Consider the following 778-nt stretch of genomic DNA (forward strand, 5'->3'; position numbering starts at 1 on the left):
GTATCGGATCTACGATACCGCGTTGCCAAGTGACTTACGTAGTGGTAATGGGCCGGAGGGGCAACAGTTCATCAATCTGGCGATAGGGCCAGGTCGGGAGCTTTTCCAAGGTGTCCTTGAGCCAGGCATAGGGTTCCAACCCGTTGAGTTTGGCGGTGGCGAGCAAGCTCTGGATCGCGGCGGCACGGCGGCCAGCGCGTTCCGACCCGGTGAAGAGCCAATTGCGGCGCCCCAGGGTAATCGGCCGGATCGCGTTCTCGACCATATTGTTGTCGATGGGTAAGCTCCCGCTGTAACGTCAGCGCCGGCCAGCGCTTCAGACTGTAGTCGATGGCACGGGCCAGGCCACTGCCGTCAGCGGTCTTCAGGCGCTGATCAATCAACCAGTCGTGCAGCGCGTTCAGCTTCGGCAACGCCTCCTGCTGTCGGAGCGCGAGGCGAGCCGCCTCATCACCATCGCGCGCCTTTGCCTCGACGGCATACAACTCGCCGATTCGCCGCAACGCCTCTTCCGCCACCGCATGGCCACCCGCTACGTGAAGATCGAAGAACTTTCGTCGGCAGTGCGCCAGGCAAGCCAGTTCGATCACCCCTTGCCGGAACGACGCTTTGTATCCCCCGTAATCATCGACCATCAAATGACCACGCCACTTCAGAAGAAAGTTGCGCGCATGCTGACCGCTGCGACTGGTTTGATAGTCGAACACCACGATCCGCGGCGCCCCTTCCAAGTCGTTGCTGCGGTAGGCCCACATATAGGCCCGTTTGGTCTTGCCTT

General features: G+C 60.9%; 1 pseudogene. It reads right to left on the minus strand.

Annotated features, from left to right (window positions below):
* Positions 1 to 34: 34 nt before the first annotated feature.
* Positions 35 to 778: pseudogene (gene tnpC, locus PROAA_RS09005) on the minus strand (IS66 family transposase); the annotation flags it as partial.

It is taken from the genome of Candidatus Propionivibrio aalborgensis, assembly GCF_900089945.1.
GTDB lineage: Bacteria > Pseudomonadota > Gammaproteobacteria > Burkholderiales > Rhodocyclaceae > Propionivibrio > Propionivibrio aalborgensis.